This window comes from Massilia sp. P1_C10, from assembly GCF_056406475.1.
Genome location: NZ_JBFUAC010000012.1, coordinates 60821 through 81246, shown reverse-complemented (window position 1 = coordinate 81246; position 20426 = coordinate 60821). Strand labels below are relative to the sequence as shown.

Below are 20426 nucleotides of genomic sequence, written 5' to 3'. Positions count from 1 at the left end.
CCAGGAGCGACCATGGAAAAAATCGACACCCGCGCAATCCAGCAGCTCGACTCGGCCCACTACCTGCATCCGTTCACCGACCACCAGGCGCTTGCCGAAAAAGGCGCGCGCGTGATGGTGCGCGGCGACGGCATCTGGCTGTGGGACTCGGAAGACAACCGCATCCTCGACGGCATGTCCGGCCTGTGGTGCGTCAACATCGGTTACGGGCGCACCAGCATGGCCGACGCGGTCTACAAGCAGATGCAGACGCTCCCGTTCTACAACAGCTTCTTCAACACCACCAATGTGCCGGCGGTGCAGCTGGCGGCGCTGCTGGTGGAGCTGTCGCCGCCGCAGTTCAACCACGTGTTCTTCACGGGATCAGGCTCGGAAGCCAACGACACCATCGTGCGCATGGTGCGGCGCTACTGGGAGCTGAAGGGGCAGCCGGAACGCAACGTCATCATCAGCCGCAAGAACGCGTACCACGGCAGCACCATCGCCGGCGCCTCGCTCGGCGGCATGGCCGGCATGCACGCGCAGGGCGGGCCGATGGTGCCCGGCATCGTGCACATCGAACAGCCAAGCTGGGTCGAGCACGGGCACGGCATGAGCCAGGACGAATTCGGCTTGGAGGCGGCGGGGTGGCTGGAAGAGCGCATCAAGGAGCTGGGGCCGGACAAGGTGGCCGCGTTCATCGGCGAACCGGTGCAGGGCGCCGGCGGGGTGATCATCCCCCCGCCGACCTACTGGCCGGAGATCCAGCGCATCTGCGACAAGTACGGCATCCTGCTGATCGCCGACGAAGTGATCTGCGGCTTCGGCCGGCTGGGCGCCTGGTTCGGCTCCGAACTGTTCGGCATCAAGCCCGACCTGATCGCGTTCGCGAAGGGCGTCACCTCAGGCTACATTCCGCTGGGCGGCGTGCTGGTTGGCGACCGCGTGGCGGGCGTGCTGACGGGGGAGGGCGGCGACTTCAATCACGGCTTCACTTATTCGGGACACCCGGTCGCGTGCGCCGCGGCGCTGGAGAACATCCGCATCATGCTCGATGAGGGCCTGTTGCAACGGGTGGCCGAGGACACAGGGCCGTACCTGAAGAAGCAGTTCGCCACGCTGGGCGAGCATCCGCTGGTGGGCTACACCGACAGCTGCGGCTTCGTGGCGGGCCTGAACCTGGTGCGCCGCAAGGGCGCGACGGTGCACGACTGCGAGGTGTTCGATGGCGACGATGGTGTCGGCATGATCTGCCGTGGGCACATGTTCGCGGCCGGGATCATCATGCGCGCAGTGGGCGACCGCATGATCATCGCGCCACCGCTGGTGATGACGCACGCCGAGATTGACGACATGATCGGCCGCATCCGGCTGGCGCTGGACAACACGCTGGAAGAGCTGCGCACCCGCTGATCCTCAGGCGGCGACAAACCCGGGGTCAGGTCCCGCGGACCTGACCCCAGCCCTTGGGCTGCGGCTTGTCAGGCGACCTGCGTCGTGACCCGGTCATGCCGGTTGCGCAGCGCCTGCGGCAGCAGCGAGCCGGCGATCATGCCGATCATGCCGGCGATAAGTCCCGCCAGCTGGCCCGGGAACACCGTGCCGAAGTTGGTCAGCTGCGGGAAAAACAGCAGCCAGGTTGAGACGCCCGCGATCAGCGACACGATCGCGCCCTGCGTCGTCGCGCCTTTCCAGTACAGCCCCATCACCAGCGGCACGAAGGCGCCGACCAGCGTGACCTGGTATGCCGACGACACCAGCTCATAGATCGAGGTGCCCTTCATCGCGATCGCATACGCCAGCACCATCGCGGCGAACACCACGATCGTGCAGCGCATGGCGAACAGGCGCTGGCGGTCGGTCATATCGGGACGCAGCTGGCGCAGGATGTTCTCGACGAAACTGGTCGAGGGCGCCAGCAGCGTGGCCGACGAGGTGCTCTTGATCGCCGACAGCAGCGCGCCGAAGAACAGGATCTGCATCACCAGCGGCATGCGCGTCAGCACGAAGGTCGGCAGCAGGCGCTGGTAGTCGGACTTGGCGATGTCCATCGCCTCCTGTCCCATCACCAGCACCGCGCAGGCGACCACGAACATCGGCACGAAGGCGAACAGGATGTAGCTGGCGCCGCCAATCACCGCACCGGTGCGCGCGGTCGATTCGTCCTTGGCCGACATCACGCGCTGGTACACGTCCTGCTGCGGGATCGAGCCAAACATCATGGTCACGGCGGCGCCGATAAACATGGCGATGTCGGTGAAGGTGGGCGCCGGCGCGAAGCGCCACAGGTCGGCCTTGGTCGCCATGGCCAGCACCGGCGCCACGCCGCCGGCCAGCTTGGCCGAGAACACGGCGATGATGGTCAGGCCGATCACCAGCACGATCATCTGGATAAAGTCGGTGATCGCCACCGCCAGGAAGCCGCCGACCACCACGTAGATCAGCACAGCCAGCGTGCCGACGATCATGCCGGCCGTCTCCGACATGGCGCCGTGGGTCAGCACCGAAAACACCAGGCCGAGCGCGGTGATCTGCGCCGCCACCCAGCCGAGGTAACTGAGGATGATCGCCGCCGAGCAGAACACCTCGATGCCCTTGCCGAAGCGCGCGCGGTAATAGTCGCCTATGGTCAGCAGGTTGAGGCGGTACAGTTTGGCCGCGAAGAACACGCCGACCAGGATCAGGCACATGCCCGCGCCGAACGGGTCTTCGACCAGCGCATTCAGGCCGCCCTGCACGAACTTGGCGGGGATGCCCATCACGGTTTCGGCGCCGAACCAGGTCGCGAAGGTCGTCGTCACCACCATGACCAAAGGCAGGCGGCGGCCGGCGATGGCGAAGTCGCTGGTGTTCTTGATGCGCGTGCCGGCCCAGACGCCCAGGCCCAAAGTGCCTAGCAGGTACAGCACGACCGCAGTAATCAGAGTGGTATTCATGACAATCTGGATAAATGTTCGACAGGAAATTTCGGCGATTATATCGTCAACCATCGAGTGCGAATCACTTTTGGTAGTATTCGGTGATCACTTCGACAAATACAAGGAGCAGGGCATGGCTGAGGCAGCAAATTGGCATGAGCGCGCGAGTGCGCTGGAAATCGATGGCCGCGCCTTCATCGACGGCAAGCGCGTCGCCGCGGCGTCCGGGCAGACCTTCGACAAGCATTCTCCGATCGACGGCCGCAAACTGGCTGAAGTCGCGCGCGGCGACGTGGCCGACATCGATGCCGCAGTGGCCGCCGCGCGCGCCGCCTTCGAAGACCGCCGCTGGGCCGGCAAGTCGCCCGCCGCGCGCAAGCGCACGCTGATCAAGTTCGCCGACCTGGTGCTGAAGAACACGGCTCAGCTGGCGCTGCTGGAGACGCTCGACATGGGCAAGCCGATCAAATACAGCCAGAGCGTCGACGTGCCCTCGTGCGCCAACTGCATCCGCTGGTACGGCGAGGCGATCGACAAGATCTACGACGAAATCGCGCCCACCAACGACTCCAGCCTGGCCCTGATCACGCGCGAGCCGGTCGGTGTGGTCGGCGCCATCGTGCCGTGGAACTACCCGCTGATCATGACCGCCTGGAAGATCGCGCCGGCGCTCGCGGCCGGCAACAGCGTGGTGCTCAAGCCGTCCGAGAAGTCGCCGCTGTCGGCGCTGCGCCTGGCCGAGATCGCGCTCGAAGCAGGCATCCCGGCCGGCGTGTTTTCCGTGGTGCCGGGCTACGGCAATGAAGCCGGTTCCGCGCTGGCGCTGCACATGGACGTCGACTGCATCGCCTTCACCGGCTCGACCCGCGTCGGCAAGCAGATCATGCAGATGGCCGGCCAGTCGAACCTCAAGCGCGCATGGACTGAGCTGGGCGGCAAGTCGGCCAACATCGTCTGCGCCGATTGCCCGGACCTCGACAAGGCGGTGAGCGCGGCGATCGGCTCGATCTACTTCAACCAGGGCGAGAGCTGCAACGCGCCATCGCGACTGTTCGTCGAAGCGTCGATCAAGGACGCGTTCATGGAAAAGGCGATGGCGATGATGCCGCGCTTCCAGCCGGGCGACCCGCTCGACGAGGCGACCGTGATGGGCGCGATCGTCGATGCGACGCAAATGAAAACGGTGATGGGCTTCATCGAGGCCGGCAAGGCGGCGGGCGCCAGGCTGCTGTCGGGCGGCGAAGCGGCGCGCGGCGATTCCGGCGGCTTCTACATCGCGCCGACCTTGTTCGACGGCGTCGACGGCAGCATGAGCATCGCGCGCGAAGAGATTTTCGGGCCGGTGCTGTCGGTGCTGACGTTCACCGATTTGAAGGACGCGATCGCAGAGGCAAATTCGACCGCGTACGGCTTGCAGGCGGCGGTGTGGACCAGCGACATGACGAAAGCGATCCAGACGGCGCGCGCGCTGCGGGCCGGCACGGTGCACGTGAACCAGTACGACAACGACGACATTACGGTGCCGTTCGGCGGTTACAAGCAGTCCGGCAACGGGCGCGACAAGTCGCTGCACGCGATCGACAAGTACACCGAGCTGAAGACGACCTGGATCCAGATCGGGTGATTATGCAAGATTTCGCATAATCTAACGCCAGAATGGGGTCAGGTCCGCAGGACCAGACCCCATCTGGTGATTAGCAGCTGAAAGAATAATGCTGCACAACGCCGTATTCGGAGCCCGCGCCAAGCTTCGATTCCATCAGCGCGTAACCGTCGATCCGCCAGCGGATTGCAGGGCCGGCTACAGGCGCCACCGCATTCCCGGCGCGCCGTCCCATCGTCACATGCGGCTTGTAGGGCCGGCCTTCCGGCGTCATCCCCCCACTTTCAAGCGCCGCGGCAAGCGACGCTTGCAGATCCAGCAAAGGCTGCGGCACCACATCCGGCGCCAGCACCGCGATCCCGCCATGCCACAACTCGGCATGCCCGAACTCCAGCTCGAACGGCGTGAACGGCACACTTAGTCCGGCCACCAGGTCCGGCACGCGATCGCGCGCCACGTTGCCAAGGAAGTGCAGCGTCACATGCAGCTGTTCGGTGCGCACGGGCGACGATGACGATGGCCAGATCCATGCATCGCGCCAGTCGCGCAGCGCAGCGCGCACATCTGGCGGAGGCCACAGCGCGACGAACAGGCGGGCTTGATCGGCGCTCATGACTTAGCTCAGAAGCAGTGTTCAGGCCCAGGGAAACTGTGGTCGGTCACCGCGTTGACGTACGCCGTCACAGCGCCTTCGATGGTGGTCTGGCCGTCCATGAAGTTCTTCACGAAACGCGCTTTGCGGCCCGGGAACACGCCCAGCATGTCATGCATCACCAGCACCTGGCCGGAGCAGTCCGGGCCCGCGCCGATGCCGATGGTCGGCATCGACAGCATGTCGGTGACTTCCTTGCCGAGGGTCGCGGGAATCGCTTCCAGCACCAGGATCGAGGCGCCGGCTTCCTGCAGCAGTTTGGCGTCGGCCTTGAGCTGGTCGGCGCTCGCCGTGGTCTTGCCCTGCACCTTGTAGCCGCCCATCACGTGCACCGACTGCGGCGTCAGGCCGAGGTGGGCGCAGACCGGGATGGCGCGATCGGTGAGGAACTTGACCGTCTCGGCCAGCCACGCGCCGCCTTCGAGCTTGACCATGTGCGCGCCGGCCTGGATCAGGGTGACGGCGTTCTCGTAGGCCGACTCCTTGGTGCCGTAGGCGCCGAACGGCAGGTCGGCGACGATCATCGCGCTCTTGCTGCCGCGCGCCACCGCCGCGGTGTGGTACGCCACTTCCGCCACCGTCACCGGCAAGGTCGAATTGTGGCCGTTGCAGACCATGCCGAGCGAGTCGCCGATCAGCAGCATGTGCACGCCGCAGCGGTCCATCAGCGATGCGAAGCTGGCGTCGTAGCAGGTCAGCATGGTGATCGGCGTGCCGGCAGCTTTCAATGCGCCCAGCATCGGCGCCGTGACGGCTTTCGGGGGCACGACCTTGGCCGGCGCCGCCGGCACGTCGCCCGTCATGTCCTTACCCTGCAGGTATGAGCTCATTGGAATCCTCAAAAAGTGTGTGTCACGGCGGGGTCAGGTCCGGCGGACCTGACCCCTGGTGTGCATAGTGTAATGCGATGTTCCGAAAACTGCTGGTGCTCAGTCGATCCGGCTGATTTGCTGGTCTGCCACGCCCGCCATGAGGTCACGCGCCGGCCCGTGACCGGGAATGACGATGCCTGGCGCGATCTCCAGCAGCGGCGCCAGCACGAACGCGCGCTCGTGCATGCGCGGATGCGGCAGCTGCAAGGCCGGAGTATCCATCTTCTCGTCTTCGTACATCAAAATGTCGAGGTCCAGCGTGCGCGGCGCGTTGCGATAGGGCCGTTCGCGGCCATGTGCCAGCTCGATCGCCTGCAGCGCCGCCAGCAGGTCGAGCGGCGCCAGTTCGGTGTCGATGCACGCCACCGCGTTGATGTAGTCGTCGCCCGAGGAATCGATCGGGGCGGTGCGCCAGCTCGACGAGATCGACACCAGCATCGTGTCCTGCAGGTCGGTCAGCCGTTCGATGGCGTCTTCGACGTTGCCCAGCGCATCGCCCAGGTTGGCGCCGATGCCGATGAACGCAATCATTCCTCGCCGCTGCCCGCCGCGACTGCGCCTTCGGTGCGCTCGCCGCTCTTGCGCGGTCCGCGGCGCGGCGCGCGCTTGCGCTTCGGCCCGGCCGGCGCCGCGCGCTCGCTGGTGAGCAGGTTCTCGCGCTCGGTGGCGTCGCCTTCATAGAACGCGGTCCACCATTCGCCCAGCTCCATGTCGATCTCGCCGGACTCGCAGCGCAGCAGCAGGAAGTCGTAGCCGGCGCGGAAGCGCAGGTGCTCGAGCAGCTTGTACGGCGCCTTGCCGTTGCGGCGCTCGAAGCGCGGCTGCATCGACCAGATGTCGCGCATGTCGGAGGCGATCTTGCGCTGCAGCGCCAGCTGTTCGGTCTGCGAATCGAGCACGTCGTCGGCGGCCAGGTGCAGCGCCGGGATCGGCGACTCGCCGGCGGCGCGGTACGCGGTCCACTTCTCCACCACCTGGTGCCACAGCAGCGAGGCAAACAGGAAGCCGGGCGAGACGCCCTTGCCGGCCTTGACGCGATTGTCGGTCGACTCCAGCGCAAGCGTCACGAACTTCATGCCGATCGGCTGCTCCAGCACCACGTCGAGCAGCGGCAGCAGGCCGTGGTGCAGGCCTTCCTTGCGCAGCTGCTGCAGGCATGCCAGCGCGTGGCCGCTCATGAGCAGCTTGAGCATTTCGTCGAACACGCGCGCGGCCGGCACGTTGTCGATCAGCGGCGCCATCACGGCGATCGGCGCGCGCGTGGTCGGCTCGATCGTGAAGTGCAGGCGCGCCGCGAAGCGCACCACGCGCAGCATGCGCACCGGGTCTTCGCGGTAGCGCGCTTCCGGCTGGCCGATGATGCGCAGGATCTTGGTGCGGATGTCTTCGATGCCGCCGTGGTAATCCAGCACCTGCTGGGTGGCCGGATCGTAGTACATCGCGTTGATGGTGAAGTCGCGCCGCATCGCATCCTCATGCTGCGGGCCGAAGCTGTTGTCGCGCAGGACCCGGCCGTGTTCATCCTTCGGCGCATTGACTTCGCCGGCGCCGCGGAAGGTGGTCACCTCCAGCAGGTCCTGGCCGAACATCACGTGCACGATCTGGAAGCGCCGGCCGATGATGAAGGCGCGCCGGAACAGGCGCTTGACCTGTTCGGGCGTGGCGTCGGTGGCGATGTCGAAGTCTTTCGGCTTCACCCCCAGCAGCAGGTCGCGCACGGCGCCGCCGACGACGAATGCCTTGAAGCCGGCTTCCTGCAGCGTGGAGGTCACCCGGATCGCGTTCGACGACACCAGTCGCGGGTCGATCTTGTGGTCGTCCGGCCCGAGGATGACGGGTTCGGTCAGGTCGCGCGCCGGCGTTTTGACGCCGAGGATCTTGCGGATGAATTTATTAATCATTGAATAGGTAAAGTGAAGGCCAGCCCAGGGTCGTTGCGTGGGCTGCCAGCGCGACGTTCGGATTGGTCGCAACGGGGTGGGTGACGACGGACAGCAAGGGGATATCGTTGTGCGAATCGCTGTAGAAATGGCTGCTCTCGAACGCCGACAGCGGCTTGCCGATCTTCTCCAGCCAGGCGTGGGTGTGCGTGACCTTGCCGGCGCCCGAGGTCGGCACGCCCAGCAGCTTGCCGGTCAGGTTGCCATGCTCGTCCTCTTCCGGCACGGCGGCGATCAGGTGCTCCACGCCCAGCGCGGCGGCGATCGGCGCGGTGACGAAGGCGTTGGTCGCGGTGACGATCGCCACCAGGTCGCCGGCGTCGAGGTGCTTGCGGATCAGCGCGCGCGCCTGCGGCGTGATGGCCGGCTCGATCACTTCGCGCATGAACTGGCGGTGCATCTCGTCGAGCTGCGCGCGCGGGAAACGCGCCAGCGTGCCGAGCGCGAATTCGAGATATTCGACCGGATCGAGCGTGCCGGCCTGGTACTGCGCGAAGAATGCGTCGTTGGCGCGCTTGAAGGCGTCGGCATCGACCGCGCCGGTGCGCACCAGGAACTGGCCCCACTCGTAGTCGGAGTCGAGCGGCAGCAAGGTGTGATCGAGGTCGAACAGGGCGAGCTTGTTCATGCGTCGTCGCCCTCATCGCCATTGGCCTGCTGCAGCAGGTCGCGCAGCAGCGGCAGCGTGACGGGGCGCTGGGTTTCGAGGGAATACTGGTCGAGGGCGTCAAGCATCGTCGACAGGGAGCGCATGTCGCGCCGAAAATGGGACAGCAGGTAGGGTAACACGCTGGCCGACAGCGTCAGCCCGCGGGCGTCGGCCGCATGGGTCAGCGCGGCGATCTTTTCTTCGTCCGACAAACCGTGGATCTGGTACACCAGGCCCCAGCCCATGCGCGTGCGCAGGTCTTCGCGCACCGGCAGCACGGCCGGCGGCACCGGGCCGGTCGAGACCATGTAGGCGCCGTTTTCGCGGATCTGGTTGAACAGGGCGAACGCTTCGATCTGCGCCTGCGGCGACAGCTGGGCGCAGTCGTCCAGCAGGTACAGGCTGACGTCGGGCGAATACGCGAACGCCGACTCCGGCGCGCCGGCGCCGATGTAGCGCGAGGCCGGCGTGGCCGCCAGCGCGTGCAGCAGGTGGGTCTTGCCGGCCGCCGGTTCGCCCCACAGGTAGGCAAAGTGTTCGCGCGAGCTGCGCCCAGCGAACTGGTGCATCAGGTGCGCCAGTTCGGCATTTTGTCCCACCTCGAAGCTGTCGAGGCTCTGCGCCTGGTCCGCGCCCAAATCGAGCACCAGCTGTTTCATGGCGTTCGTCTCATGCAAATCGATTTTGTGTATACATCACGCATTATAGAAGCTGCTGCGCAAGTAGTGGTGGCGCAGGTGCCGAAACGCCACCATCAGCACCGCCGAAGCGGGCAAAGCGAGCAGTACGCCGACGAAACCGAACAGCTGGCCGAAGGCGAGCAGGGCGAAGATCACGGCCAGCGGATTGAGGCCGATGCGCTCGCCCACCAGCCGCGGCGTCAGGAAAAAGCCCTCGATGACCTGGCCGGCGCCGTAAATCACCGCCACCGAGATCAGGCCGCTCCAGCCGTCGAACTGCAGCACCGCGGCGATCAGCGCCAGAATCAGGCCCAGGCCGAAGCCGAGATACGGGATGAACACCAGCAGGCCGGTCAGGATACCGACCGGCAGCGCGACCTGGAAGCCGGCGATCGACAGGCCGATCGAGTAGTAGGCCGCCAGCACCAGCATCACCAGCAGCTGGCCGCGCAGGTACTGGGCCAGCAGCACGTTCACTTCCTGCGCCATGCCCAGCGTCTGCACCACCCAGCGGCGCGGCACGGCGCCGCTGATGGTGGCCAGCATCTTGTGCCAGTCCATCAGCAGGTAGAACAGCACCACCGGGATCAGGATCAGGGTGACGATCCAGCCCAGCACGCGGGTGCCGCCGATGCGCGCCGACGACAGCACCGTGGTCCAGATTTCATCGCCGCTGCTGGCGAACTGCTGGGTGAGCAGGGCGCGCAGGCCGCTGCCGTCGAGCGTGACCTTGATGCCCATGGCGTTCAGCTTGGGCGTGAGCACCGCGTCGAGCTTGACGAGGAAGGCCGGGATCTGGGCCATCAGCAGCGGCAGTTCGATCTGCAGCACCGGCACCACGATCAGCACCAGCGCGGTCACGCCGGACAAGAACAGCAGCATCACCAGCACCACGGCGAGGGCGCGCGGCAGCGGGCGGCGGCCGAGGCGCCGGCTCGACAGGTAATCGACGCCGCCGTTCAGCGCGTAAGCGAGGATCGCGGCGGCGATGAAGGGCGTGAGCACCGGCCCGAGGGCGTACAGCAGCACCACGAACGCCAACCAGAGACTCAGCCAAAACGCGGTTTGCTTCTGTTCTGGCGTGAAGGGAAATGGCATGTAGTGGGAGTGTTTTTTGGTTAAATGGGCCGGGAACGAGGCGTTTTGATAAAATAGCGGATTATTCAGTTGCACCAGCAATTGTTTCCGCCGCCTTCTATTTTACCGCCTCCGCTGCCAAATACACCATGAACCAACCTTCAAATGTGTCACTTTCCTACCGCGACGCCGGGGTCGATATCGATGCGGGCGACGCCCTGGTCGAAGCGATCAAGCCGCTGGCCAAGCGCACCATGCGCGAAGGCGTCCTGAAAGGCATCGGCGGCTTCGGCGCGCTGTTCGAGATCAGCAAGAAATTCAAGGAGCCGGTGCTGGTGTCCGGCACCGACGGCGTCGGCACCAAGCTCAAGCTCGCGTTCGAGCTCAAGCGCCACGACACGGTCGGCATCGACCTGGTCGCGATGAGCGTCAACGACATCCTGGTGCAGGGCGCCGAGCCGCTGTTCTTCCTCGACTACTTCGCCTGCGGCAAGCTCGACGTGGCGACCGCGACCGCAGTGGTCGGCGGCATCGCCAAGGGCTGCGAGCAGGCCGGCTGCGCGCTGATCGGCGGCGAGACCGCCGAGATGCCGAGCATGTACCCGGACGGCGAATACGACCTGGCCGGCTTCGCCGTCGGCGCGGTGGAAAAAGCCAGGATCATCGACGGCACCACGATCGCCGCCGGCGACGTCGTGCTGGGCCTGGCCTCGTCGGGCGTGCATTCGAACGGTTACTCGCTGGTGCGCAAGATCATCGAAGTGGCCAAGCCGGACCTGGAGGGCGACTTCCACGGCCGCAAGCTGTCGGACGTGCTGATGGAGCCGACCCGCATCTACGTCAAGCCGCTGCTGGCGCTGATGGAGACCATGGACGTCAAGGGCATGGTGCACATCACCGGCGGCGGGCTGGTGGAAAACGTGCCGCGCGTGCTGCAGCCGCACCTGACGGCCGTGCTCGATTCGAAGGCATGGACCATGCCGCCGCTGTTCCACTGGCTGCAGCAGCATGGCGGCGTGGCCGACGCCGAGATGCACCGCGTGTTCAACTGCGGCATCGGCATGATCGTGATCGTCTCGGCCGCGCAGGCCGACGCGGCGATGGCGCAACTGCAGGCGGCCGGCGAGACCGTCTCGCGCATCGGCGAAATCCGCGCGCGCGCCGGCGACGAGCACCAGACCATCGTCAACTAGGCAAGCCGGCGGCGAACTACAGGGCCATGTCCACCCGGACATGGCCCTTTTTTTGGTCCATGCATATGCATACATTGTGAAGTATTCGATACAATCAACTCGTGCATACGTCACAAATCCGTGACATTTCCACAAGTTTGCCCAGGACAGATTCCGAGACTGATTCGTCATGTGGGCGCCTTCCTCCTTGCGTGCCCGGCCGTCGTCGCTAGACTCAAATTGTCGTCAGCGTTTCACACTTCTGGCGACAACTTTTCGAGCATCGCCGCGCGAACGACCGGTTCACCTGGCGTGCTTCCTATCGACCAGACGAGATTGGAATGATCATGCGAACCCTGACTTTACTTCCCCTTGCTTTTGCCGTGACCACGGCGGCCGCATTCGCCGCACCGCAAGAGCCGCAGCAACAGCTGTCCGAAATCCAGGTGCAGGGCACGATGCCTGCGATGTATAAAGCCCAGCCGATGGAGCGGGCCGCCGTCAAGGGCGTCTACAAGCTGGACAACGGCGCCACGTTCAAGATTTCGGAGCAGCAGAACCGTCTCTATGCACAGCTCGGCGAGCGCGGCGTGACCGAACTGGTGGCCGTCAGTGGCGACCGCTTCTTCGCGCCGGCCCAGAACATGTCCGTGCAATATGTGCCGCAGGCATTCGGCGACCAGCTGGTGCTGTCGTATCCCGCGGACCTGAACGCATCGGCCTCGCCGATCGTGACGGTGACGCTGGCCGCCAACTGAAGCATGGCGGCGCAGCCGGGGTCTGGTCCTGCGCGACCGGGCCCCTTTTTTTACTTGTTAAGGATCTTCGCCACCGGCGCGGCGCGCAGGCGGTGCGCATCCGGCATGCCCGATCCCAGCAGCGGTCGCAGGTAGCGCACGAAGGCCTCGGTCACGTCGGTGCCCGCCGCGTTGATCAGTTCGTCTTCCATCACGCGCGTCTTGCCGGCCACCGATTCGAGCGCCACCAGTTCGTACGCCGCGCTGTAATCGCCGTTGCGCCTGATCGCCACCGAGCCGTCGCGCTCGCCCCACATCGCGTACTGCACCGCTTTCTCGCCCACTTCGCGCGCCTCGCGCTGGTCGACGTCGGAGACGCAGCCGATGAAAGAGCGCTGCAGGTAGCCGAAGGTGTCGCCGCGCACCCGCTTGATGCCCAGCTTGTCCTTGATCTCGTCGCACAGCAAATCGGCCAGCGCGCCGGTGCCCGACAGCTGCACGTTGCCGTGCGCATCGCGCTCGACTTCCTTGGCCAGCAGGCTGGCGATGGCTTCGCCCGAGGCGTCGTGAATGCCCTCGGACACCGCGATCACGCAGCGCCCGTGCTGCGCGTACGCGGCCTTGACGTCGGCCAGGAACTGCTCGAGCACGAAGGTGCGCTCGGGCAGGTAGATCAGGTGCGGCCCGTCGCCGGGGAACTTGCGGCCCAGCGCGGCGGCCGCGGTCAGGAAGCCGGCATGGCGCCCCATCACCACGCCGACATACACGCCCGGCAGCGAGGCGTTGTCGAGGTTGGCGCCGGAGAAGGCCTGGGCGACGAAGCGCGCCGCCGACGGGAAGCCCGGCGTGTGGTCGTTGCCGACCAGGTCGTTGTCGATGGTCTTCGGAATGTGGATGCAGCGCAGCGGATAGCCGGCCTTCTGCGCCTCGAGGCTGACGATGCGCACCGTGTCGGACGAGTCGTTGCCGCCGATGTAGAAGAAGTGCTCGATCTCGTGCGCGCGCAGCACTTCGAAAATCTTCTGGCAGTAAGCGATGTCCGGCTTGTCGCGGGTCGATCCCAGCGCCGACGAGGGCGTCGCCGCCACCAGCTCGAGATTGGCCACGGTCTCCTGCGTCAGGTCGATGAACTGCTCGTCGACGATGCCGCGCACGCCGTGCAGCGCGCCGTACACCCTGGTTATCTGCGGAAAGCGGCGCGCTTCGAGCACCACGCCCACCAGCGACTGGTTGATCACGGCGGTCGGACCGCCTCCCTGGGCGACCAGAATTCTTCCCGATGGCATGAGCGGCTCCTTCATTGTGGGCGAATGACTAGGTTACCGCAAAACGGTTGCGGCGCTCAGTGCTTGCCGATATTGCGTTCCAGGAATTTCTCGACACGGCTCCAGAAATCGATGCGGTTTTTCGGCAGCGCCCAGCCGTGGCCTTCCTCTTCGTACACCACCATTTCGACGTTCGGGTTGTGCGCTTTCACCGCATCGTGGAACTTGCGGCCATGGTAGACCGGCACGCGCACGTCGGCGCCGCCGTAGGCCATCAGCAGCGGCTGGGTGATGCGCGCCGCCTGTTTCAGCGGCGACGTCGCGGCGAAGCGCTCGGCATCCTTGTCGACGTCGCCGACCAGCTCGGGCATGCCGAAGTCGCGGTAGTCGTCGCCCATATCCGAGCGTCCGGTCCAGTGGCCGTCGTGCAGCAGCGTGAGGTCGGTGACGCCGACCCATTCGATGCCGCACTGGTACAGGCCGGGATCGTTGATCAGCCCCATCAGGGTGGCGTAGCCGCCATAGCTGGCGCCGGCAATGCAGATCCGCTTCGGATCGGCGATGCCCTGGGCGATCGCCCATTTGGCGCCGTCGGCAATGTCGTCCTGCATCTTCAGGCCCCATTGCTTCCAGCCGGCGCGGTAGTGCGCGTTGCCGAAGCCGGTGCTGCCGCGGTATTCGGGTTCCAGCACCGCGTAACCGCGCGAGGCCAGGAACTGCGTGTCGGCGTTCCATCCCCATTCGCTGCCGCGCACGTAAGGACCGCCATGCACCAGCACCACCAGCGGCAGGTTCTTGCCGGCTTTGCCGGGAGGCAGAGTCAGCAGGAACGGAATCTCCAGGCCGTCGCGCGCCTTGTAGCGCAGCGCCTGCTGGGCGCCCATCTGGGCCGGCTTGATGGCCGAGTGGGTTCCTCCCAGTTTTTTCGCGGCGCCGGTTTCGGTGTTGAACAGCGTGTACATGCGCGGCTGGACGTCCGAATAGGACAGCACCAGCACCCACGGCGTCTGCGCGTGCGCGCCGACCGAAATCAGGTTGTTGGTGTCCGGGAGCAGGGCGTCGACCCGGTCCTGCACCTTTTTCATGGCGGGGTCAAACCATTGGGTCGAGCGCGCGTCGGTCAGCACGTGCACGCCGAGCAGGCGCTGGTTGGAGATGACCAGGGAGCCGTTGAAATCGTAGTCCTTGACCTCGACCAGCGGCGCGTCGGCGACCTTGCCGGTGGCCAGATCGAAGCGGAACAGCGCGGTCTTGTCGCGACCCTGGCTGGCGCGCACGTACAGCGTGCCGTCCGGCGCGAATTCTTCGAGTTCGAACACGCCGCCACCCGTGAAGGCGTTGGTTTCGGCAAGCTTGCGCCATTTTCCGCTGGCCGGATCGAGATAGTGAATGGCGTTGATTTTCTTTTCGTGCGACATGGCGATGCGCGGCTCGCCATTCTGGTCGAGCAGCCAGCCAAAGGTGCCTTGCGGCCCTTCCACCCGCGTGCCGTAGCCGGTCAGCGTATCGAGCCGCAGCAGGTCGGACGATCTGGTTTCGAAGTTCGGCTTGGTGACGTACACCGACGCCGAATTCTGCGCGCCGGTTTGCGCCAGCAAAGCGACGCTCGACTCCAGCGTGTTGCGCTCGGCGACGCGGTGGTGCGAGACCAGCTGCCTGAAATTGCCGCCATCGCGATTGACGGCATACAGGCCCGGCCCCTTGGCCTTTTGGCCGGCGCCCAGGTCCTTGTCGGACGCGGTGAACACCAGCCGTTCGTTGTTGACCCACCTGAACGAGCCGATGTCGGTATCGTTGAAGCCGGCCACCATCGTCGAGCCGCCGCCGACCAGGTCGAACACCGCCAGTCCATCGCGCTTGCCCGGGCGCCCGACCCGCGCCGCGACCAGCCGCGCGTCGGGCGACAGCAGGCCGCCGGAAAACGACTCGGCCTGGAAGAAGCTTTCGATCGGCGGCAGGGGCGTCACCGCATGTTCGGCTGCCGGGGCCGCTGCGGACATGCCGCAGGCGAGCAGGATCAGGAGGGCGCGGGCAATCCGGTTTGGCATGTCGTATTCGTCCAGTTTAATAAAAATATAATGCTGGGGAGAATAACAGCGGGAATTCCTGCCAGCAAGTTATTCCGGCGCGCGCAGGTGGTCGAGGAAGGCGGCGCTGGCCGCGTCCGGCGCGCGCGTGAGCAGGCTCACCGCCACCAGCACCGCCATGCCGGCCGGCACGCCGAACACGCCGGCCGAAATCGGCGCGATGTGGAACCATTGCGCCGCCGCGCTGCCGCCCAGGATCGGATTGGTCGTCAGCATGTAGTACATGCAGACCACGAAGCCGGCGACCATGCCGGCCAGCGCGCCGGCGTGGTTGGCGCGCTTCCAGAACACGCCCAGCACCAGCGCCGGGAACAGCGCCGAGCCGGCCAGCGAGAACGCCGCGCCGACCAGCGACAGGATGTCGGCCGGCTTCTGGGACGCGGCGTAGGCGGCGGTGAAGGCCACGGCCAGCAGCAGCAGCTTGGAGATCGTCACCCGCTTCTGGGTCGACGCCGCCGGGTCCACCGTCTTGTAATAAACGTCGTGCGACAGCGCGTTCGAAATGGCCAGCAGCAGGCCGTCCGCGGTGGACAGCGCGGCGGCCAGCCCGCCGGCCGCCACCAGTCCCGAGATCACGTAGGGCAGGCCGGCGATCTCCGGCGTGGCCAGCACCAGCACGTCGCCGTCGATGGCGATTTCGGCCAGCTGCACGATGCCGTCGCGGTTGATGTCGGCGATGCCGATCAGCGGATTGAGCTTGTCGACGTTGGCCCAGTACGAGATCCAGGTCGGCAGGTGCGCGAAGTCGGTGCCCACCAGGCGCGTGTAGATGTCGTACTTGACCAGCACCGCCAGCGCCGGAATCGTCAGGTACACCAGCAGGATGAAGAACAGGGTCCAGAACACCGAGGTGCGGGCCTGCTGCACCGACGGGGTGGTGTAGGAGCGCATCAGGATGTGCGGCAGCGCCGCGGTGCCGAGCATCAGGCAGAACACCAGCGCGACGAAGTTGTTGCGGCGGCTGTCGGACTGCGCGGCGTCGGCGCCGGGGAAGGGCGTCGCGTGCGGCTCCGGCGGCTGGGCGCGCGCCAGGTTTGCCGCCTGCAGCTCGGCCCAGCTGCGCGCCGCTTCCTCGACCGTCTTCGGGTAGGCGGCCAGCGCGCGCTCGATGGCGCGGATCTCCATCAGCGAGGCGCTGCGCAGCCGGACCTCGTCGAGCTGGCGCTGCGCTTCGAACTTGCCCGCTTCCCACGACGCCGGCAGCGCCTTGATGCGCTGCGCGTAAGAATCGGCGCGCTGGCGGAACATCGCGCGCACCTGCTGCTCCTTCGGGTCGCCTTCCAGCTGCACTTCGCGCTGCGCCAGCTTCGACAGCACCGCGCCGTAGGCCACCTGCGGCAGCGGATTGCCGGCGTGCTTGGCCGACAGCCACATGGTCGGAATCAGGAAGGCGACCAGGATGATGATGTACTGCGCCACCTGGGTCCAGGTGATCGCGCGCATCCCGCCGAGGAAGGAGCAGACCAGGATGCTGGCCAGGCCGAGGAAAATCCCGACCGAGAAGTCGACGCCGGTAAAGCGCGAGGCGATCAGGCCGACCGCGTAGATCTGCGCGACGACGTAGGTGAACGACACAATGATGGTGGCGCCGACCGCCATCATGCGCACCGGTGTGCCGCGCCCGCCCGGGCCGCCGCCGTAGCGCGCCGCCAGGAAGTCGGGGATGGTGTACTGCGCGAACTTGCGCAGGTAGGGCGCGATCAAGAGCGCCACCAGCACGTAGCCGCCGGTCCAGCCCATGATGTAGGCCAGGCCGTCGAAGCCGTGCAGGTACAGGCCGCCGGCCAGGCTGATGAAGCTGGCCGCCGAAATCCAGTCGGCGGCGGTGGCCATGCCGTTAAACAGGGCCGGCACGCGCCGTCCCGCCACGTAGTATTCGGACACGTTCGAGGTGCGGCTGATCACGCCGATCCCCGCGTACAGCACAATGGTGGCGAACATGAACAGGTAGCCGATCCACACGCGCGGCATGCCCTCCTGCTCCAGCAGCGCCAGCGCGACCAGGAAGGCGCAGAAGCAGCCGGCGAAGTACAGGTAGTAGCGCGACAGGCGCGCGAACAGGGAGGCGCCGTTCACGCGCCGTCTCCGGCTTGCGCGGGGCCGAGGCGGCGCCGGTACGCACGGTCGTAGCGGCGCATCGCCAGCGCGTACGCGCCCAGGATCGCCAGGTAGATCAGGGCGGCGCCCTGCGCGGCGAGGTAGAACGGCAGCGGCCAGCCGAACACCGTGAAGCCGGCCAGCTCGCGCGCGAAGAACGCGCTGCAGAAGGTGGTGGCCAGCCACAGCGCCAGCAGGGCGCCGGTCAGGCCGCGCGTGCGCTGCCAGTGGGTGGCGCGCGCGCTCTGCAGCACCAGCTGGCGCTGGGCCGCGGCGCCGGCGTCGGCGCCGGCCAGGGGGATGATGGGATCAGGCGTCTTCGTCATGGGGCGGCTCGGGCGGCGGCGGGAAGCTGACCCGGAACAGGCTTCCGGCCGCCTGCTTCATGGGGCTGTGCGGGTTATTGAAAATCTCGACTTCGGCGCCGTGCTGCTGGGCGATCTCGCGCACGATCGCCAGTCCCAGCCCGCTGCCGGGGGCGCCGCTGCCGAGGATGCGGTAGAAGCGCTCGAACACGCGCGCGCGTTCGGATGGCGCGATGCCCGGGCCGGTGTCTTCCACTTCGAGCATCGCCACGCCGGCCGCGCTGCGCACGCGCACGGTGACGCTGCCGCCGCGCGGGGTGTAGCGCAGCGCGTTGTCGATCAGGTTCGACAGCAGTTCGCGCAGCATCAGCGGATTGGCCGCGACCACGATTGCGTCATCCTGCGACTCGAATCCCAGGTCGATGCTGTGCGCGAACGAGGCCTGCACCCAGTCCTGTACCGTGGCGCGCGCCACCGAGGCCAGGTCGACCTGCTCGAACGCTTCGCCGCGCGCCGGCTGGTTCTCGGCCCGCGCCAGCGCCAGCAGCTGGTTCACCAGCCGCGTGGCCGACTCCGAACTCTTGGCCAGCTGTTCGAGCGAGCGGTGGATTTCGTCCGGATCGACCTGGCGCAGCGCCAGCTCCGACTGCATGCGCATGCCGGCCAGCGGCGTCTTCATCTGGTGCGCGGCGTCGGCGATGAAGCGCTTCTGCAGGTCGATGGTCTGCGACAGCCGCTCGAGCATCTCGTTGAGCGAGCCGACCAGCGGCGAGATCTCCTCGGGCACCTGGCGCGAATCGATCGGCGACAGGTCGTCGGGGCGGCGCGCGCGGATGCGCTCCTGCAGCTGCGCCAGCGGCGACAGCCCGCGCGCGAGCGCCAGCCACACCAGGCCGAGCACGATCGGCAGGATGATGAACTGCGGCAGGATCACGCCCTTGATGATTTCATTGGCCAGCTGCGCGCGCTTGTCGAGCGTCTCGGCGACCTGGATCAGCGCCTGGTGCGGCGCCTCGCCGCGCGCCGTGGCCGGATGCAGGTTCACATAGGAATAGGCGATGCGCACCGGCGTGCCGTGCATCGCGTCGTTGCGGAACAGCACCGTCGCGCCGTGTCCGCGCTCGTCCTCGGGCGGCGGCGGCAGGTCGCGGTCGCCGTCGACGAATTCACCGCGCGCCCCGCTGACCTGGAAGTAGACGTTGTCGATGTCGTCGGCGCGCAGCACCTCGCGCGCGCCGCCGGCCAGGCGCGACACCACCTTGCCGTCGACTTCGCGCACCTGCTGCGCCAGCACCGTGACGCTGTCCTCCAGCGCATGGTCGAACGGCTGGTTGGCGATCGACTTGGCGACCAGGTAGGTGATGGCGATACTCATTGGCCACAGCAGCAGCAGCGGCGCCAGCATCCAGTCGAGGATCTCGCCGAACAGCGAATGCTGGATGTTCTCGTCCTGCTCGGAACTGGCCGGCGGCGCCGGCTCGATGACGGCGTCGGGAAGAAAGGGGCTGCTCTCGCGCGCCTTCACTTCGATTCGGGGCCCGGTTCGGCGGCGGCGCTGCGTTCGAGGCAGTAGCCCAGGCCGCGCACGGTGGCGATGCGCACGCCGCCCACTTCGATCTTCTTGCGCAGGCGGTGCACGTACACTTCGATGGCGTTGTTCGACACTTCCTCGCCCCATTCGCACAAGTGGTCGACCAGCTGCTCCTTCGAGACCAGCCGGCCGGTGCGCGCCAGCAGGATCTCGAGCAGGCCCAGTTCGCGCGCCGACAGGTCGAGCATCTGGTCGTTGATGTAGGCGCTGCGCCCGACCTGGTCGTACGACAGCGGGCCGTGGCGGATCACGGTGGAGCCGCCGCCGGCGCCGCGCCGGGTCAGCGCGCGCACCCGCGCCTCCAGTTCGGACAGCGCGAACGGCTTTGCCATGTAATCGTCGGCGCCCAGGTCGAGGCCATTGACGCGCTGCTCGATCGAATCGGCGGCCGTCAAAATCAGCACCGGCAGCAGCGAGGAGCGGGCGCGCAGGCGGCGCAGCACTTCCAGCCCGCTCATCTTGGGCAGGCCCAGGTCGAGGATCAGGAGGTCGAATTCCTGGGTCGACAGCGCGGTGTCGGCGTCGGGGCCGTTCTTGACGCAGTCGATGGCGTAGCCGGACTGGCGCAGCGACCGCGTCAATCCATCGGCCAGCACGCTATCATCCTCGGCAAGTAAAATACGCATGGCGGAACCCGTGATATCAATGTGACCATTGTGTGGCATTTAGTGCCGCATGGCGAGTCTTTGATGTCATTCGCCTGATTTTGATATTTTTCACACGCCGCGCAAACACCGCTTGCAAAGACTACTGTATTTTTGTACAGTGTCGTCTGTGCCGGCCCGCTGGCCCCTGACCAGCC

The 20426-nt window shown here is 66.4% G+C and carries 18 protein-coding genes; 4 read left to right on the top strand and 14 right to left on the bottom strand.

Translation table 11 applies throughout. The features are described from left to right. The first annotated feature begins 12 nt into the window (after positions 1-12). Complete coding sequence (locus AC1D02_RS20895) at positions 13-1392, top strand: aspartate aminotransferase family protein (RefSeq protein ID WP_477320390.1); 1380 nt, start codon at positions 13-15, stop codon at positions 1390-1392. Between the two features lie 68 nt (positions 1393-1460). On the opposite strand, the gene AC1D02_RS20890 is transcribed toward AC1D02_RS20895, so the two are convergent. Continuing rightward, positions 1461-2915, bottom strand: coding sequence for a high affinity choline transporter 1 (locus tag AC1D02_RS20890; protein ID WP_477320389.1), 1455 nt, complete (start codon positions 2913-2915; stop codon positions 1461-1463). Between the two features lie 115 nt (positions 2916-3030). On the opposite strand from AC1D02_RS20890, the gene AC1D02_RS20885 reads away from it, so the two are divergent. Continuing rightward, the gene (locus AC1D02_RS20885; RefSeq protein ID WP_477320388.1) at positions 3031-4521 is read left to right on the top strand and encodes an aldehyde dehydrogenase; all 1491 of its coding nucleotides are present in this window, start codon (positions 3031-3033) and stop codon (positions 4519-4521) included. A gap of 70 nt (positions 4522-4591) precedes the next feature. Here the strand turns inward: AC1D02_RS20885 and thpR are convergent, their stop codons facing one another. From thpR to AC1D02_RS20850, 7 genes are all read right to left on the bottom strand, one after another. Continuing rightward, a complete protein-coding gene (thpR, locus tag AC1D02_RS20880) occupies positions 4592-5113 on the bottom strand; it encodes an RNA 2',3'-cyclic phosphodiesterase (protein ID WP_477320387.1) in 522 nt (173 codons plus the stop codon). Between the two features lie 8 nt (positions 5114-5121). Beyond that, on the bottom strand, positions 5122-5982 hold the full coding sequence (panB, locus tag AC1D02_RS20875; RefSeq protein ID WP_477320386.1) for a 3-methyl-2-oxobutanoate hydroxymethyltransferase: 861 nt from the start codon (positions 5980-5982) through the stop codon (positions 5122-5124). Positions 5983-6081: 99 nt separating this feature from the next. Further along, on the bottom strand, positions 6082-6555 hold the full coding sequence (gene folK, locus AC1D02_RS20870; protein WP_477320385.1) for a 2-amino-4-hydroxy-6-hydroxymethyldihydropteridine diphosphokinase: 474 nt from the start codon (positions 6553-6555) through the stop codon (positions 6082-6084). Then, positions 6552-7925: a polynucleotide adenylyltransferase PcnB gene (gene pcnB / locus AC1D02_RS20865; protein ID WP_477320384.1), complete on the bottom strand. Its 1374-nt coding sequence runs from the start codon at positions 7923-7925 to the stop codon at positions 6552-6554. The genes folK and pcnB overlap by 4 nt, the downstream gene beginning before the upstream one ends. Next, positions 7918-8592 carry a histidinol-phosphatase gene (locus tag AC1D02_RS20860; protein WP_477320383.1) on the bottom strand — a complete coding sequence of 225 codons (675 nt, stop codon included), beginning with the start codon at positions 8590-8592 and terminating at the stop codon, positions 7918-7920. Before AC1D02_RS20860 ends, pcnB begins: the two co-directional genes overlap by 8 nt. Next, positions 8589-9272 (bottom strand): DnaA regulatory inactivator Hda, encoded by a 684-nt coding sequence (hda, locus tag AC1D02_RS20855; RefSeq protein WP_477320382.1) that lies wholly within the window; start codon positions 9270-9272, stop codon positions 8589-8591. Before hda ends, AC1D02_RS20860 begins: the two co-directional genes overlap by 4 nt. A 36-nt stretch (positions 9273-9308) precedes the next feature. Further along, positions 9309-10391, bottom strand: coding sequence for an AI-2E family transporter (locus tag AC1D02_RS20850; RefSeq protein ID WP_477320381.1), 1083 nt, complete (start codon positions 10389-10391; stop codon positions 9309-9311). Positions 10392-10519: 128 nt separating this feature from the next. Between AC1D02_RS20850 and purM the strand changes: the two genes are divergently transcribed. Continuing rightward, positions 10520-11563 (top strand): phosphoribosylformylglycinamidine cyclo-ligase, encoded by a 1044-nt coding sequence (gene purM, locus AC1D02_RS20845; RefSeq protein WP_477320380.1) that lies wholly within the window; start codon positions 10520-10522, stop codon positions 11561-11563. Between the two features lie 326 nt (positions 11564-11889). After that, positions 11890-12300: a hypothetical protein gene (locus AC1D02_RS20840; protein ID WP_477320379.1), complete on the top strand. Its 411-nt coding sequence runs from the start codon at positions 11890-11892 to the stop codon at positions 12298-12300. 50 nt (positions 12301-12350) lie between these two features. On the opposite strand, the gene AC1D02_RS20835 is transcribed toward AC1D02_RS20840, so the two are convergent. The 6 genes from AC1D02_RS20835 to AC1D02_RS20810 form a co-directional block, all read right to left on the bottom strand. After that, positions 12351-13565 carry a 6-phosphofructokinase gene (locus tag AC1D02_RS20835; protein WP_477320378.1) on the bottom strand — a complete coding sequence of 405 codons (1215 nt, stop codon included), beginning with the start codon at positions 13563-13565 and terminating at the stop codon, positions 12351-12353. Between the two features lie 56 nt (positions 13566-13621). After that, entirely contained in the window at positions 13622-15592 is a 1971-nt protein-coding gene (locus AC1D02_RS20830) for a S9 family peptidase (protein WP_477320377.1), read from the bottom strand. A gap of 69 nt (positions 15593-15661) precedes the next feature. Beyond that, positions 15662-17707, bottom strand: a complete 2046-nt coding sequence (locus AC1D02_RS20825) for a sodium:solute symporter family protein (protein ID WP_477320376.1) — start codon at positions 17705-17707, stop codon at positions 15662-15664. Continuing rightward, on the bottom strand, positions 17704-18054 hold the full coding sequence (locus tag AC1D02_RS20820) for a DUF4212 domain-containing protein (protein ID WP_477320375.1): 351 nt from the start codon (positions 18052-18054) through the stop codon (positions 17704-17706). The genes AC1D02_RS20825 and AC1D02_RS20820 overlap by 4 nt, the downstream gene beginning before the upstream one ends. Beyond that, a complete protein-coding gene (locus tag AC1D02_RS20815) occupies positions 18038-19558 on the bottom strand; it encodes a sensor histidine kinase N-terminal domain-containing protein (RefSeq protein WP_477320374.1) in 1521 nt (506 codons plus the stop codon). The genes AC1D02_RS20820 and AC1D02_RS20815 overlap by 17 nt, the downstream gene beginning before the upstream one ends. After that, positions 19555-20250: a response regulator gene (locus AC1D02_RS20810; RefSeq protein WP_477320373.1), complete on the bottom strand. Its 696-nt coding sequence runs from the start codon at positions 20248-20250 to the stop codon at positions 19555-19557. Before AC1D02_RS20810 ends, AC1D02_RS20815 begins: the two co-directional genes overlap by 4 nt. Between the last annotated feature and the right edge of the window lie 176 nt (positions 20251-20426).

What these genes read in the sequence shown, in the direction of transcription:
- AC1D02_RS20895 (WP_477320390.1), top strand. Translation starts at nt 13, where the DNA reads ATGGAAAAAATCGACACCCGCGCAATCCAGCAGCTCGACTCGGCCCAC.
- AC1D02_RS20890 (WP_477320389.1), bottom strand. Translation starts at nt 2,915, where the DNA reads ATGAATACCACTCTGATTACTGCGGTCGTGCTGTACCTGCTAGGCACT.
- AC1D02_RS20885 (WP_477320388.1), top strand. Translation starts at nt 3,031, where the DNA reads ATGGCTGAGGCAGCAAATTGGCATGAGCGCGCGAGTGCGCTGGAAATC.
- thpR (WP_477320387.1), bottom strand. Translation starts at nt 5,113, where the DNA reads ATGAGCGCCGATCAAGCCCGCCTGTTCGTCGCGCTGTGGCCTCCGCCA.
- panB (WP_477320386.1), bottom strand. Translation starts at nt 5,982, where the DNA reads ATGAGCTCATACCTGCAGGGTAAGGACATGACGGGCGACGTGCCGGCG.
- folK (WP_477320385.1), bottom strand. Translation starts at nt 6,555, where the DNA reads ATGATTGCGTTCATCGGCATCGGCGCCAACCTGGGCGATGCGCTGGGC.
- pcnB (WP_477320384.1), bottom strand. Translation starts at nt 7,925, where the DNA reads ATGATTAATAAATTCATCCGCAAGATCCTCGGCGTCAAAACGCCGGCG.
- AC1D02_RS20860 (WP_477320383.1), bottom strand. Translation starts at nt 8,592, where the DNA reads ATGAACAAGCTCGCCCTGTTCGACCTCGATCACACCTTGCTGCCGCTC.
- hda (WP_477320382.1), bottom strand. Translation starts at nt 9,272, where the DNA reads ATGAAACAGCTGGTGCTCGATTTGGGCGCGGACCAGGCGCAGAGCCTC.
- AC1D02_RS20850 (WP_477320381.1), bottom strand. Translation starts at nt 10,391, where the DNA reads ATGCCATTTCCCTTCACGCCAGAACAGAAGCAAACCGCGTTTTGGCTG.
- purM (WP_477320380.1), top strand. Translation starts at nt 10,520, where the DNA reads ATGAACCAACCTTCAAATGTGTCACTTTCCTACCGCGACGCCGGGGTC.
- AC1D02_RS20840 (WP_477320379.1), top strand. Translation starts at nt 11,890, where the DNA reads ATGCGAACCCTGACTTTACTTCCCCTTGCTTTTGCCGTGACCACGGCG.
- AC1D02_RS20835 (WP_477320378.1), bottom strand. Translation starts at nt 13,565, where the DNA reads ATGCCATCGGGAAGAATTCTGGTCGCCCAGGGAGGCGGTCCGACCGCC.
- AC1D02_RS20830 (WP_477320377.1), bottom strand. Translation starts at nt 15,592, where the DNA reads ATGCCAAACCGGATTGCCCGCGCCCTCCTGATCCTGCTCGCCTGCGGC.
- AC1D02_RS20820 (WP_477320375.1), bottom strand. Translation starts at nt 18,054, where the DNA reads ATGACGAAGACGCCTGATCCCATCATCCCCCTGGCCGGCGCCGACGCC.
- AC1D02_RS20810 (WP_477320373.1), bottom strand. Translation starts at nt 20,250, where the DNA reads ATGCGTATTTTACTTGCCGAGGATGATAGCGTGCTGGCCGATGGATTG.